Annotated in this window: 14 protein-coding genes; 8 read left to right on the top strand and 6 right to left on the bottom strand. The window is 73.2% G+C overall.

Features of this window, described 5'->3' with window-relative positions:
• Positions 1-4: 4 nt before the first annotated feature.
• A complete protein-coding gene (gene efeO, locus AQI95_RS16060) occupies positions 5-1,141 on the bottom strand; it encodes an iron uptake system protein EfeO (RefSeq protein ID WP_067123419.1) in 1,137 nt (378 codons plus the stop codon).
• A gap of 185 nt (positions 1,142-1,326) precedes the next feature.
• Between efeO and AQI95_RS16055 the strand changes: the two genes are divergently transcribed.
• Together AQI95_RS16055 and AQI95_RS16050 are read left to right on the top strand one after the other, a co-directional pair.
• The gene (locus AQI95_RS16055; RefSeq protein WP_079071285.1) at positions 1,327-2,217 is read left to right on the top strand and encodes a hypothetical protein; all 891 of its coding nucleotides are present in this window, start codon (positions 1,327-1,329) and stop codon (positions 2,215-2,217) included.
• A complete protein-coding gene (locus tag AQI95_RS16050) occupies positions 2,210-2,854 on the top strand; it encodes a PhzF family phenazine biosynthesis protein (RefSeq protein ID WP_067123417.1) in 645 nt (214 codons plus the stop codon). The genes AQI95_RS16055 and AQI95_RS16050 overlap by 8 nt, the downstream gene beginning before the upstream one ends.
• A 22-nt stretch (positions 2,855-2,876) precedes the next feature.
• On the opposite strand, the gene AQI95_RS16045 is transcribed toward AQI95_RS16050, so the two are convergent.
• Positions 2,877-3,524 (bottom strand): biliverdin-producing heme oxygenase, encoded by a 648-nt coding sequence (locus AQI95_RS16045; protein WP_067123414.1) that lies wholly within the window; start codon positions 3,522-3,524, stop codon positions 2,877-2,879.
• A gap of 114 nt (positions 3,525-3,638) precedes the next feature.
• Positions 3,639-4,496: a type I methionyl aminopeptidase gene (map, locus tag AQI95_RS16040; RefSeq protein ID WP_067123412.1), complete on the bottom strand. Its 858-nt coding sequence runs from the start codon at positions 4,494-4,496 to the stop codon at positions 3,639-3,641.
• A 58-nt stretch (positions 4,497-4,554) separates the two neighbouring features.
• Between map and AQI95_RS16035 the strand changes: the two genes are divergently transcribed.
• Entirely contained in the window at positions 4,555-4,788 is a 234-nt protein-coding gene (locus AQI95_RS16035) for a hypothetical protein (RefSeq protein ID WP_067123410.1), read from the top strand.
• Here AQI95_RS16035 and AQI95_RS16030 read toward each other — a convergent pair whose 3' ends face one another.
• Complete coding sequence (locus tag AQI95_RS16030; protein ID WP_067124047.1) at positions 4,789-6,066, bottom strand: MFS transporter; 1,278 nt, start codon at positions 6,064-6,066, stop codon at positions 4,789-4,791.
• 46 nt (positions 6,067-6,112) lie between these two features.
• Complete coding sequence (locus tag AQI95_RS16025) at positions 6,113-6,709, bottom strand: hypothetical protein (protein ID WP_067123408.1); 597 nt, start codon at positions 6,707-6,709, stop codon at positions 6,113-6,115.
• Between the two features lie 124 nt (positions 6,710-6,833).
• On the opposite strand from AQI95_RS16025, the gene AQI95_RS16020 reads away from it, so the two are divergent.
• Genes AQI95_RS16020 through AQI95_RS16010 form a run of 3 tightly spaced genes read left to right on the top strand, consistent with a single transcriptional unit; the run spans position 6,834 to position 8,933 of the window.
• Positions 6,834-7,907 (top strand): sialidase family protein, encoded by a 1,074-nt coding sequence (locus AQI95_RS16020; protein ID WP_067123406.1) that lies wholly within the window; start codon positions 6,834-6,836, stop codon positions 7,905-7,907.
• A gap of 38 nt (positions 7,908-7,945) precedes the next feature.
• Positions 7,946-8,659 carry an NADPH-dependent F420 reductase gene (gene npdG, locus AQI95_RS16015; protein WP_067123405.1) on the top strand — a complete coding sequence of 238 codons (714 nt, stop codon included), beginning with the start codon at positions 7,946-7,948 and terminating at the stop codon, positions 8,657-8,659.
• 4 nt (positions 8,660-8,663) lie between these two features.
• Complete coding sequence (locus AQI95_RS16010) at positions 8,664-8,933, top strand: hypothetical protein (protein ID WP_079071284.1); 270 nt, start codon at positions 8,664-8,666, stop codon at positions 8,931-8,933.
• Between the two features lie 4 nt (positions 8,934-8,937).
• Here AQI95_RS16010 and AQI95_RS16005 read toward each other — a convergent pair whose 3' ends face one another.
• Positions 8,938-9,738 carry a site-2 protease family protein gene (locus tag AQI95_RS16005; RefSeq protein ID WP_067123401.1) on the bottom strand — a complete coding sequence of 267 codons (801 nt, stop codon included), beginning with the start codon at positions 9,736-9,738 and terminating at the stop codon, positions 8,938-8,940.
• A gap of 107 nt (positions 9,739-9,845) precedes the next feature.
• On the opposite strand from AQI95_RS16005, the gene AQI95_RS16000 reads away from it, so the two are divergent.
• Both AQI95_RS16000 and AQI95_RS15995 read left to right on the top strand, forming a co-directional pair.
• Positions 9,846-10,364 carry a DUF6578 domain-containing protein gene (locus tag AQI95_RS16000; RefSeq protein ID WP_067123400.1) on the top strand — a complete coding sequence of 173 codons (519 nt, stop codon included), beginning with the start codon at positions 9,846-9,848 and terminating at the stop codon, positions 10,362-10,364.
• 14 nt (positions 10,365-10,378) lie between these two features.
• Positions 10,379-13,639 (top strand): AfsR/SARP family transcriptional regulator, encoded by a 3,261-nt coding sequence (locus AQI95_RS15995; RefSeq protein ID WP_067123398.1) that lies wholly within the window; start codon positions 10,379-10,381, stop codon positions 13,637-13,639.
• Positions 13,640-13,661 lie beyond the last annotated feature (22 nt).

The raw sequence follows: 13,661 nt of genomic DNA, 5'->3' as shown, positions 1-13,661 counted from the left end.
CTGCTCACTTCACGACCGCGGCGGCGAGCTTGGACAGCGGCTCGGCGAGCGCGTTCACCGCGTCCGACAGCTCCTTGCGCTGATCCTTGGTGACCTTGTCGTAGGAGACGAAGTCGTAGGAGTTCTTGTCCGGGCGGTAGGTGTCGAGCAGGGTGTTCAGCGCGGTGAACTGCCGATCCAGCTCCTTGGCCAGCGCCGCGTCGTTCTTCGCGGCGACCGGCTTCAGCAGCTCGTACGCCTTCTGCGCGCCCTCGACGTTGCCCTTGAAGTCGGCCAGGTCGGTGTGCGAGTAGCGGTCCTCCTCGCCGGTGACCTTGCCGGTGGCGACCTCGTCGAGCAGCTCCTTGGCGCCGTTGGCCATGGAAGTCGGGGTGATCTCGGCCTTGCCGACCCGCTTCTGCCAGTCCTTCAGGTCGCTCACCAGCTGGTCGGCGAGGGCCTTCTCGTCGGCGCCGATCTTCTTGTCCGCCCAGAGGGCCTTCTCCAGCCGGTGCCAGCCGGTCCACTTCTGGCCCTTCTCCAGGCCGTCGGCGCGGGTGTCGGTCTTGGGGTCGATGTCACCGAAGGACTCGGCGACCGGCTCGGTGCGCTCCCAGCCCAGGCGGGAGGGCGCGTAGGCCTTCTTGGCGGCGTCGAGGTCGCCGGCCTTGACGGCCTCCGCGAAGACCTCGGCGAGCGGCACGGTGGCGTCGGCCTGGTCCTGGGCGTACTGGCGGTAGCGCGCCACCGCCTGGTCGAGCCTCGGGTCGCGCTCGGCGGCGGCGGTGGAGCCGGTCACGTCGAGCTTCTGCCGGACGCCGTGGCCCTTCATGCCGGGGCGGCACGCTATCTCGTACGACCCCGCCTTGACCTCGGCGGTCAGCGTGTACTTGGTGCCCGGCCCGATGTTCTCCTTCTCGGAGACGATCCGGTCGTCCGGGAACAGGATCTCGACCTCGGTGGCCTTGGAGCCCTTGTTCTCGATCTTCAGCGTGACCTGGCCGGCCGGGACCGAGGTGGCGGAGGTGTCGCACTTCGCGTCGGCCGCCGTGACCTGGATGGCGTCGCCGTCCTTGGCGTCGCTTTTCGCGGTGCAGGCCGAGAGGGCGGTCAGAGCGGCCACGGTCGTGGCGGCGGTGACGGTCAGTCGGACGGCTCGCATGCAGGCTCCCGGCAGATCTGGTGTGGTGAGGCTGGCCTAACTTACATGAGCCTTACCTCACTCATACCAAGCCGGTCCGTGATTCGGCTCTCACGGAGAGGTCACGGCACGGCTCGATCTCGACGGCTCAAATGAAACCCCAATAAACGGCAAAGGGGAAGTCAAGGGGTGGGAGGGTGGTGGGCATGGGTGACGCACGCAGGGAGCTGCTGGGGGCCGGGCGGCTCGTGCTGGACATCGAGGACCGCCCCGGGCCGCCGCCGCTCCGCTTCGAGACCACCGAGAACGGACGGCTCCGGGTGCTCCGGCAGAACGGGCACCCCGTCCTGCTCGGCGCGCTCACCGACGGCAGTTGCTGCCCCGACCTGCATCTGCACCGCCTGGGCACCTACCGCTCGCCGCTGCCGCCGATCCCGTCGGCACGGATGCGCGCGGCGGCCGACTGGGTCCACCAGTACGCCCGTTGGCTTCTGGCGGCCGGATCGGACCCGCTGCACGACGGCCGCTGGGAGCTGTCGCTGCGCACCTCCTTCGCGGCGGGCGTCTGGACGGCCGACCTCGTCCGCGACTGGCCCGGCGCGGTGCTGGAGCTGAACTGCGGCGGCGGCTGGCACGGCGTCCTGCCCCTGCGCAGCTTCTCCGCCCCGGACGCCGCGCGCGTGAAGGCGTACCGCAAGCACGCCCGCGACGGCACCCTCGCGCCCGTCCTGCTGTGGTGGCAGCCGCGCCTGGACGGCTGGTTGATCCTCGACGGCCACGACCGCGCGGTCGCCGCCCTCGCGGAGGGACGCACCCCCGAGTGCGTCGTCCTGACCCGGCTGCGCGACGCGGAGCTGTGGCGCAGGGACGCCGAGGCGATGACCGAAGGCCATCGACAGCGCATGGACCGGCTCGCCGCGCACCCCGCCTCACCCGGGACCGAGCGCCGACGGGCGGCCATGGAGCAGGGCTACGGCGACGCCCTGGCCGAACTGCCCTACGACCCCTCGGGCATCCGCACCTGGCCCCTGCCCGGCGGTGCCCCCGCCTGGCGCGCGCTCGCCGCGACCGCGATGTTTCAATTCCCCGGTGACTGACTACGACGTACTCCGCGTGTTCTGCGGACCGAACGGCGGCCACGGCAACGAACTCGGCGTCGTCCGCGACGGCTCGGTGCTGCCCGGGCGGAGCGCCCGGCAGGCGCTGGCGGCCGAACTCGGCTTCAGCGAGACCGTGTTCGTGGACGACCCCGAGCGGGGCGTCATCGACATCTACACGCCCACCCTGCGCCTGCCCTTCGCCGGACACCCGTGCGTCGGCACGGCCTGGCTGCTCGACGTGCCGGAACTGGTCACGCCCGCCGGAACGGTCGGCGCCCGGCTGGACGGCGAGTTCAGCTGGATCGAGGCACGGGCGGAGTGGGCCCCGCCGCGCACCCTGCGCCGGTACGACACCCCTGCCGAGGTCGACGCCCTCGACGTACCGCCGCCGGGGGAGTGGATCTACGCCTGGGCCTGGGAGGACGTGGCGGCCGGCCGGATCCGCGCCCGCGCCTTCCCCGGCCGGGGAGACGGCATCGACGAGGACGAGGCCACCGGCGCCGCGGCCATCCTCCTCACCGACCGGCTGGGCCGCGCCCTGAACATCACCCAGGGCAAAGGCTCCCAACTCCTGACCGCACCGCAGCCCCACGGCTGGGTGGAACTCGGCGGCCGGGTCTTCCTGGAGCCCTAGGGCCTGTCCGGCGGACCAGGCCCTAGGCACTCAACGGGAACTCCCTGCCCAGGGCCCGCAGGACGGCGGTGTTCAGGGCGAAGGCGTGCTTGCACTCGGTGACCATCCGCTGCTTCTCCAGGCCGTCGACGCGCATCCCGTCCAGCAGTTCCCGGTAACTCCGCTTGAAAACGGACGGGTTGGCGATGTCCTCGAAGACGTAGAAGCGGACGCCGTCGCCCTTCTTCGTGAAGCCCCAGGTCTTCTCCGCCCTGTCGCGGATGATCTGGCCGCCGGACAGGTCGCCCAGGTAGCGGGTGTAGTGGTGGGCGACGTAGCCGCCGGGCCACGACTCGGCGCACGCCCGCACCCGATCCGCGTACCTCCGGGTGGCGGGCAGGGTGTTCAGTCCCGCCCGCCACCCCGGCCCGCGCAGATGCGCCAGATCCCGCTCCAGGGCCGCGAGCCGCGACAGCTCCGGCCGGATGAAGGGGCCGGCCACCGGATCCGCGGCCAGCCGCCCGGCGCCGCTCTCCAACGCCGCGTACACGAACCACAGCTGCTCGGTGTAGCGCGCGTACGCAGCCACGCCCAGCCGGCCGCCGAGCAGGTCGTTCATGAACGTCGACGTCCCCGCCTCGGTGTGCTGCTCGCGGGTCGCGGTGCGGATGAGGGTCGAGAAGGAGTCCATGAGGCCGTCCCCTGCGCATCTTGCCGACACCATGTCGGTAAAAGTCTACAAGAGAAGGCCCGCCCTCGCAGAGGGCGGGCCGTGCGGTCGTTCGCGGCTCGGGCGGGCGCGGCCCTAGGGCAGGGTGAGGATCTCCGCGCCGGTCTCCGTGACCACCAGCGTGTGCTCGAACTGGGCCGTCCGCCTGCGGTCCTTCGTCACGACCGTCCAGCCGTCGTCCCACATGTCGTACTCGTGGGTGCCCAGCGTCAGCATCGGCTCGATCGTGAACGTCATGCCCGGCTGCATCACCGTCGTCGCGTGCGGGCTGTCGTAGTGCGGGATGATCAGGCCGGAGTGGAAGGAGGAGCTGATCCCGTGACCGGTGAAGTCACGGACGACTCCGTAGCCGAAACGCTTGGCGTAGGACTCGATGACACGGCCGATGACGTTGATCTGCCGGCCCGGCTTGACCGCCTTGATCGCGCGGTCGAGGGACTCCCGGGTCCGCTCCACCAGCAGCCGCGACTCCTCGTCCACGTCCCCGACCAGGTAGGTGGCGTTGTTGTCGCCGTGCACCCCGCCGATGTACGCGGTGACGTCCAGATTGACGATGTCGCCGTCGTTCAGGACCGTCGAGTCCGGGATGCCGTGGCAGATGACCTCGTTGACCGACGTGCACAGTGACTTCGGGAAACCGCGGTAGCCGAGCGTGGACGGGTAGGCGCCGTGGTCGCACATGTACGCGTGCGCGACCTTGTCCAGCTGGTCCGTGGTGACCCCGGGCGCGATGATCCTCGCCGCCTCCGCCATCGCCTGGGCGGCGATACGGCCGGCGATCCGCATCGCCTCGATGGTCTCGGGGGTCTGTACCTCCGGCCCGGTGTACGGCGTCGGCGCGGGCTTGCCGACGTACTCGGGGCGGCGGATGTTTCCGGGGACCGAACGGGTGGGAGACAGCTCCCCTGGTGCGAGCAGCGACTGGCCAGACATGCCAGCGAGTCTATCCAGCCGACATGGGGGAACATGTCGGTGGCGAGAGGAGCTGTCCATGCCCCTGTTCAAGAAGCGCACCGTCGGCAAGCCGGGCGAGTGGTACTACTGCCTGGAGCACAAGAAGGTCGAGGAGGGCCCGGACTGCCCGGGCAAGGACCGCTTCGGGCCGTACGCCACCCCCGAGGAGGCCCGGCGGGCGATGGAGACGGCGGCCGACCGCAACCTGGAATGGGACACCGACCCGCGCTGGCGCGACAAGGCCCAGCAGCAGGACGCCGACGACGAGTGATCAGCCGGCCGTCCGGGTGACGGCGGCGCGGTGCTCGCGCATCCGCACCGCGTGCTCGTCGGTCCGGGCGTCGTACGCCATGAGGCGCGGCAGGCAGAGCGCGAGCAGCCCGAGGGCGCCCGCGCACGCCAGACCGCCGGAGACGACCGAGAACCGTACGCCCGCCGCGGCCGCCAGGCCGCCCGCCCGGACCTGGCCGAGCTGGGGACCGACGGAATAGGACAGCAGCTCGATCCCGGCGAGCCGGCCGCGCAGCTCGTCGGGGATCGTCTGGTTCCACATGGCGGCCCGGAAGATCCCGCTGACCATGTCGAAGCCGCCGCCGACGGCCAGCAGGACGAGGACCAGCCACACGTTCCGGCAGGCTCCGGCCGCCGCCACCGCAAGGCCCCAGCCCGTGGCCGCCAGCACCACCGTCAGCCCGTGCCGGTGCACCCGGGAGACCCAGCCGCCGGTCAGGCCGACCAGCAGGGAGCCGGCCGGGACGGCGGCGTACATCAGCCCGAGCGACCAGTCGGCGTGCAGTTCGTCGGCGAGGAACGGCAGCACCGCGAGCGGCATGGCCAGGGACATCGCCGCGAGGTCGACGACGTAGGTGCCGAGCAGCTCCTTGCGGCTCCAGGCGTACCGGGCGCCCTCCAGGATCGCCTTCAGCGAGGGCTTCGAGGCCGCGGCGAGGGAGGCGGGGCAGGGGGCGATCCGCACGATGTACGCCAGTGAGACCACGAAGGTCAGCAGGTCGGCGGCGTACGCCCAGCCGAGGCCCGCGCAGGCGACGACCACGCCCGCGAGCGCCGGGCCGGCGACTGCGCCCACCGTCCAGCGCAGCGAGTTCAGCGAGGCCGCGGCGGGCATGTCGGTGTGGGCGACGATCCGGGGCCACAGGGAGTCGAGCGCGGGGCGCTGGACGGAGACCAGGGCGCTGGAGAGGGCGGCGACCACGTACAGCGGCCACACCGCCGGGTGCGGGAGCAGGGCGTTCAGCAGCAGGGCGGCGCTGAGCAGGCCCTGACCGGTCTCCGTGCGCACGATGAGCTTCCGCTTGTCGAGCGCGTCGGCGAGGGCACCGCCGTAGAGGCCGCACACGATGAGCGGCAGCAGCTCCACGGCCCCGATCGCGCCGACCGCCGCCGCGGAGCCGGTGAGGTCCTTCAGCTGGACGGGCAGGGCGACGAAGGTGAGGAAGCTGCCGAAATTGCTGATCAGGCCGGACTTCCAGAGCCGCCGGAAGTCGGCGGAGGCCTTCCAGGGGGCCAGGTCGGGCAGGAGAGTGCGGATCACTGAGGCATGCTCGGCCGCCGCCCGCTACCGATCAACCGCTTTTTCACCAGGGAGCAGGTGGCGGTGCCGTCAGGATCTCCGCCAGTCTCGACAGGCGGTCGCGGAAACCCCGCCGGGCCCGCGGAGCGCCCGCGTTCTCCCCGGCCGCCGCGCTGACCAGGTGCTGCACGGTGTCCAGGTCCAGCTCCGCCGCGTCGGGCACGGCCAGAGTGTCGTGCGCCATGGCCGTCAGCTCGCCGCCACCCGGCCCCAGGGCCAGCACCGTGACCCCGGCCCGCCGGGCCGCGTGGACACGCTCCAGCAGGTGCGCCGGCTCCTGCGGCGCCACGACCAGCAGCGTCTCACCGCGCCGTGCCGCCTCGATCCGTCCCGGCCCGACGGCGAGGTGCGCGGGGTCGCAGGGGTGCGCGTGATGCCGCACCAGCGTCGGCGCCAGCTCCGGCGTCCCGGACCACGCGGCCTCGTCCACCAGGTGCGCGGCCAGATGCCACGGCTCGTACGCGGGCGTGCCCACCAGCAGCAGCCCGCCCCCGTGGGCCACCACCGACCCGCGCAGCACCCCCGCGAACCGCCGGGTGGCCCCCAGCCATTCGGTCCCGGCGAGCACTTCCCGGAGCAGCGCGACCCGTACGGCGTCCATGTGACCGCATACTGCCTCAACCGGCCACTTGTGACGCGGAGTTCACCCGGAATTCGCCCCACCCGGGGACATTCACCGCTCTCCGTACGGACACCGGTCCCCCAACCCTCCCAGGAGCCGCCCGATGACCGAGGCCACCGTCCCCTTCCGCGCCGGACAGGAGGGCTACGCCAGCTTCCGGATCCCGGCGGCCGTCGCCACCGAGGCCGGCACGCTCCTCGCCTTCTGCGAGGGCCGCGTCGACTCCGCCGCCGACCACGGGCACATCGACATCGTGCTCAAGCGGTCCACGGACGGCGGCCGTACCTGGGGCCCGCTCCAGGTCGCCGCGAGCAACGGCGAGAACCTCGCCGGCAACCCCGCCCCCGTCGTGCTCGACACCGGCCGGATCCTGCTCGTGCACATCCGCGCCGCCGCCTTCGCCACCGAGGACGCCATCCTGCGCGGCCAGGTCGAGGACGCCGACGGACGCCGGGTGTGGGTGCAGCACAGCGACGACGAGGGGGCGACCTGGTCCGCGCCGAGGGAGATCACCGCGCAGGTGAAGAAGCCCGGTTGGCGCTGGTACGCCACCACCCCCGGGCACGCCCTCCAACTCGCCTCCGCACGCGTCCTCGTCCCCGCCAACCACACCGTGCCGCCCACCGGCACCGACACCGGCGCCGAGCCGCGGTACAACAGCGGCCACTGCCTGCTCAGCGACGACCGGGGCGAGAACTGGTACCTCGGCTACCTGGACGAGAACACCGACGGGTACATCAACGTCAACGAGACCACCGCGGCCGAACTCCCCGACGGGCGCGTCTACTTCAACACCCGCAACGACTCGCCCGCGCCCGGCAGCCGCGCCGACGCCCACTCGGCGGACGGCGGGCGGAGCCTGGTCAAGCCGTTCCGGCCGCAGGCCGGGCTGACCGCCCCGGTCTGCGAGGCCTCCGTCCTCCAGCTCCGCGACCCCGACCTGCTCCTGTACTCCGGCCCGGCCGACCCCGCCTTCCGCGCCCTGATGACGATCCGCGCCTCCGACGACGGCGGCACCACCTGGCGCGGCGCGTTCACCGTCGACGGACTGCCCGCCGCCTACAGCGACCTGGTCCGTGCCGACCCGGACACGGTCGGACTCCTCTACGAGACCGGCGACTTCAGCGCCTACGAGACGATCGCCTTTCGCCGGGTCCCGCTGCACCGGCTGGCCTGAGCCCGCCCCGCCCGCCGCACGGACGTAGAGTCGGGCCCATGACCTCTACCGACAGCGCACAGACCCCTGCGAAGGCCCCCGCCAAGGACCCCTGGGACCTGCCCGACGTCTCCGGGTACGTCGTCGGCGTGCTCGGCGGCACCGGACCGCAGGGCAAGGGCCTCGCCTACCGGCTCGCCCGGGCCGGCCAGAAGGTGATCATCGGCTCCCGTGCCGCCGAGCGCGCCCAGGCCGCCGCCCAGGAACTGGGCCACGGCGTCGAGGGCGCCGACAACGCCGAGACCGCGCGCCGCAGCGACATCGTGATCGTCGCCGTGCCGTGGGACGGCCACGGCGACACCCTGAAGTCGCTGCGCGACGAACTGGCCGGCAAGCTCGTCGTGGACTGCGTCAACCCGCTCGGCTTCGACAAGAAGGGCGCCTACGCGCTCAAGCCCGAGGAGGGCAGCGCCGCCGAGCAGGCCGCCGCCCTGCTGCCGGACTCCCGGGTCACCGCGGCCTTCCACCATCTGTCGGCCGTCCTGCTCCAGAACCCGGAGATCGAGCAGATCGACACCGATGTGATGGTGCTCGGCGAGGAGCGCGCCGATGTGGAGATCGTGCAGGCGCTGGCCGGGCGCATCCCCGGCATGCGGGGCGTCTTCGCGGGCCGGCTGCGGGGCGCCCACCAGGTGGAGTCGCTCGTCGCGAACCTGATCTCGGTCAACCGGCGCTACAAGGCACACGCCGGGCTCCGCGTCACGGACGTGTGACCCCATGGGGGACACTGGTCGGCGAAGCAGTGTCCCCCGCAAGGAGCCCAGCCCGATGCCTCCCGTTCCCCCGTCCGCCCAGCCCCGGCGACTCGCCCTCTACGCGCTCGTCGTCTGCGTCCTCGCCGTGGCCGCCGCCGTCGTCTCCTTCGCCCGGGGCAGCTGGCTGGGGGTCGTCTGGGTGCTGCTGGCGGGCCTGACGTCCAACATGGCCTGGTACTACCTCAAGCGCGGCCGGGCCGCCGCGGCACGGGGCAAGTCCGTCACCGGCTGATCCGTCACGGATTGACCTGGCAGATCTCGGGGTTGCCCTGCCAGAAGCGGTACAGCTCCTGGCCGCAGTAGCGCGGGAAGTCGCCGACGCCGAGGCCGCGCAGGACGGCGTCGATCAGGTCGAAGAACGCGCTGTTGAGCGAGGGCACCCACAGCAGCGCGAACACGAACAGCAGACCGAACGGTGCGAACGGCTCCACCTGGCGCTTGATCCGGTACGACAGCCAGGGCTCGATGACGCCGTAGCCGTCCAGCCCCGGCACGGGCAGGAAGTTCAGGATCGACGCCGTCACCTGCAGCAGCGCGAGGAACGCCAGCGCGTACTGGAAGTCGGCGGGCACGCCGTCCAGCGCGTGCAGCCAGAACGGCGCCGTGCACACCGCCGCGAACAGGACGTTCGTCAGCGGACCCGCCGCCGAGACCAGGCTGTGCCGCCAGCGCCCCCGGATCCGGCCCCGCTCGATGAACACCGCGCCGCCCGGCAGACCGATCCCGCCCATGATCAGGAAGAGCACCGGGAGCACGATGCTCAGCAACGCGTGCGTGTACTTCAGCGGGTTCAGCGTGAGATAGCCCTTCGCGCCGACCGAGATGTCCCCGCTGTGCAGGGCGGTGCGCGCGTGCGCGTACTCGTGCAGGCACAGGGAGACGATCCAGGCCGCCGTCACGAACAGGAACACGGCGACGCCGGGCTGCGCCGCGTGTCCCGTCCAGGTGGCCCAGCCCGTGACCGCCGTCACGGCCAGGATCCCGAGGAACACGGGACTGACCCGGCGCTCGCCGCGGCGGGTGGTGGCGGTGGTCATCTGCGGGCTCCTGTGCGGGCGGGGACGGTCCGGCTGCGACCGTACCGGCCGCGCACTCGTGGGGGAAACGTCTCGCACACGCCGTCCGGTTCCTGGACCCTGGGGGGATGGCACGGATCAGGGTGTTCTACGAGGACTGGCAGATGGAGTGCTGTGGCACGCCGTTCGCGGTGGGCGACGAGGTCGTCTGGAAGCTGGTCGCCGTCGACGGGAAGGACGCCCGGGGCGCGTACCACGGCGCCGGAGCGTGGGTGGAGAACCATGGCGGCCCCGACCACGGGACCACCGGCCGGGTGCGTTCCGTCGACCTGGTGCACCAGGAGTACCTGGCTCACCACGACCCGCGCACCGCGGCACCCCGGGACACGGCGCCGGGGAAGGTGACCCTCCGCGCCGCCGGACGCGCCCTGGAGCCGGTCCCCGGCGCACACACCCTGGAGCCCGTCGACGACTGCCCGAAGTGGTTCACGGCGTACGAGGACGAGGACCACGAGGACCACGAGGACGGGGAGCGGCCGCCGCGGCAGGTCCCGTACCGGGTCCGCCGCGCCGTCGGCGCCCTCGTCACCCTGGAGGTCACGGAAGCCGCGGACGGCACGCCGCCGAAACCCGGTGACCCCCGCTGACCGCTCCGGCGACAATGGACCCCGTGCGTCTTTCGCTGCTCGGCACCACCCAGGTATTCCGCCCCGACGGCACGGCCGTCCCGGTCGGCGGGGCGCGGCTGCGCACCCTGCTGGGCGTGCTCGCCCTGCGGGCCGGCCGGACCGTGCCCGCGAGCCTGCTCATCGACGAGGTGTGGGGCGCCGAACCGCCCGCCGACGCCGCCGGGGCGCTGCAGGCCCTCGTCGGCCGGCTGCGCCGTACCCTCGGTGCCGACGCCGTCGCCTCCGCCGAGGGCGGCTACCGGCTCAGCGCCGCACCCGAGGACATCGACCTCACCCGCTTCGAGCGGCTGACCGGCGACGGCCTCGCGGCCCTCGCCGACGGCGACCCGGCCAAGGCCGCCGCCGTCCTCGACGACGCGCTCGCCCTGTGGCGCGGCCCCGCCCTCGCCGACCTGCCCGACCACACCGCCGAGGCGGCCCGCTGGGAGACCCGCCGGCTCGACGCGCTGCGCGCCCGGCACACCGCCGCCCTCGCCCTCGGCCACGCCGAGCAGTGCCTGCCCGAGCTGACCGCCCTGTGCGACGAGCATCCGCTGGACGAGCCGCTGCAGACGCTGCGGCTGCGCGCCCTCGCCGACACCGGCCGCCCGGCCCAGGCGCTCGCCGCCTACGAGGACGTACGACGGCTGCTCGCGGACCGGCTCGGCTCCGACCCCGGCCCCGAACTGCGCGCCCTGCACGCCGAATTGCTGGCCGAGAAGCCCCCGGCCGCGGCACAGCCCGCACCGGCGCCGGGCAATCTGCCCGCCCGGCTCACCTCCTTCGTCGGCCGGGAGGCCGACATCGAGGCCATCGGCGCGGATCTGACCGCCGCCCGCCTGGTCACCCTGCTCGGGCCCGGCGGCGCGGGCAAGACCCGGCTGTCCCAGGAGGCCGCCGAGGCCGTACGGCACACCGTCCGGGACGGGGTGTGGCTCGCCGAACTGGCCCCCGTGGACGATCCCGAAGCCGTACCGCAGGCGGTGCTCACCGCGATCGACGCCCGCGAGACCGTGCTGCACGGCGCCGGCGTCGAGACCATCCGCGCGGCCGCCGACCGGCACGACGACCCCCTCGAACGACTCCTGGAGCACTGCGCCCGGCGCCGGATGCTGATCATCCTCGACAACTGCGAGCACGTCGTGGAGGCCGCCGCCGCACTGGTGGCCCGGCTGCTGTCCCGCTGCCCCGGCCTGATCGTCCTCGCCACCAGCCGCGAGCCCCTCGCCGTGCCGGGGGAGCTGGTGCGGCCGGTGGAGCCGCTGCCCGAGCCGGTCGCGCTGCGGCTGCTCGCCGACCGGGGCGCGGCGGCCCGGCCCGGATTCCGGGTCGAGGACGACCCCGCGGCGTGCGCCGAGATCTGCCGGCGACTCGACGGGCTGCCCCTCGCCATCGAGCTGGCGGCGGCGCGCCTGCGGATGCTGACCCCGCGCCAGATAGCCGACCGGCTCGACGACCGCTTCCGGCTGCTCACCTCCGGCAGCCGCACCGCACTGCCCCGCCAGCAGACCCTGCGGGCCGTCGTGGACTGGTCCTGGGAGCTGCTGGACGCGGAGGAACGGGACGTCCTCGCCCGGCTGTCGGTCTTCGCCGGCGGCTGCGACCTGGCCGCCGCCGAGGCCGTCTGCGGCCCCGTCGCCCTGGACGCGCTCGGTTCCCTGGTCGACAAGTCCCTGGTGGTGGCCGCCCCCTCGGGCGCGGGCGGGATGCGCTACCGGCTGCTGGAGACCGTCGCCGAGTACGCCTTCGAACGGCTCGACGAGAGCGGCCGGCGCGGCGACGCCGAACGCGCCCATCTGGCGTACTACCGCGAACTGGCCCGCACCACCGACCCGTTGCTGCGCGGCGCCGAGCAGCGCACCGCCATCGACCGGTTCCAGCTGGAGTACGAGAACCTGCGCACCGCCCTGCGGCACGCCGTCGCCCTCGGCGACGAGCAGGAGGCGCTGTGCCTGGTGCTGTCCCTGGTGTGGTTCTGGCAGATGCGCGACCAGCGCATCGAGACCCGCACCTGGTGCGATGAGGCCATGGCGCTCGGCCCCGACCCGTTCGCCGCGCCCGTCCGCCCGGCCCGCCCGGTCCGGCAGCGCTGCACCGACACCCCGCCCCCCTACACCGGCGAGGTCCTGGCCGAGGCCCGGCGCGGCGTCCATCTGGCCCATCTCGCCTGCATGGAGACCGAGCTGGAGGCCTGGCAGACCCCCGAGGCGCAGGCCAAGCTCAGGGCCATCGCCGAGGCGTACGAGCCCGGACTGCCGCAGACCTGCCGGGCCCCGGGCGCGCTGTGGTTCTACGCCGTCATGATGACCGAGGGCATGGAGCGGCTGCGCACGATCATCGACGCCACCGTACGGACCTGCCGGGACACCCCCGGCTACGAGTGGGAGCTGGCCGGCGCCCTGCAGATGCGGGCCAACGTGCTCGCCAACCGCAGCGTCTGGGCGGGCGACGCCACCCGCGACGCCGACGAGTCCCTGGAGATCTACCGCCGCCTCGGCGACGCCTGGGGCACCGCCGAGGCGCTGTCCGCCCGCGGCGAGGCCCATGAACGCAAGGGTGCCTATCGGGCCGCGGTCGCCGACTACCAGTCCGCCATCGAGTACGCCGAACGCCTCGGCGCCCGCGCCCAGATGGCCGTCCTGCGCGCCCGGCTCGGCAATGTGCTCATGGAGGAGGGCGAGATGGAGCGCGGCGAGCGGCTGCTGCGCCGGGTCATCGCGGACGGGGACGGCGCCCTCAACGAGGCGATGCCCGCCGCCCGGCTCTTCCTCGCCTGCTGGCTCGCCCTGACCGACCGCATCGGCGAGGCGCGCGAGCAACTCAGGCTGCTGCGCGAGGAGTTCAAGATCGCGCACTTCGTCGTCTTCGACGCGATGATCCTCACCCAGGAGGCCTGGCTGGACGCCCTCGAACGGCGGTCGCAGGAGGCCCTGGCCCGCGTCCGCAAGGCCCTGCGCCTGGCCGAGGACCCGCTGTCCGAGGCCGTCACCCCGCAGCTGCCCTCGATCTGCCTCGGCGTCGCCGCGATGGCCCTGGCCGGCTGCGAGAGCGGCGGCCGCGCCGCGGACGGCGCCCGCTGTCTGGGGGCCTCCGACGCCCTGCTGCCGACCGGGCACATCCTGTCCGGCATGGAGCGCCGGTTCCACGATCTCACCGAGGCCCGTATCCGGGAGACCCTCGGCGCGGGGGAGTACGCCGCCGCGTACGCCGAAGGCGGTGGCCTCTCCCTCGCGGAGGCCACCGCCCTGGTGTGACGCGCACGCCGGATCCCGATGC

It is taken from the genome of Streptomyces yokosukanensis, from assembly GCF_001514035.1.
Classification (GTDB): domain Bacteria; phylum Actinomycetota; class Actinomycetes; order Streptomycetales; family Streptomycetaceae; genus Streptomyces; species Streptomyces yokosukanensis.
The sequence above is the reverse complement of the archived record's forward strand: the minus strand, read 5'-3'. Positions and strand labels throughout refer to the sequence as shown.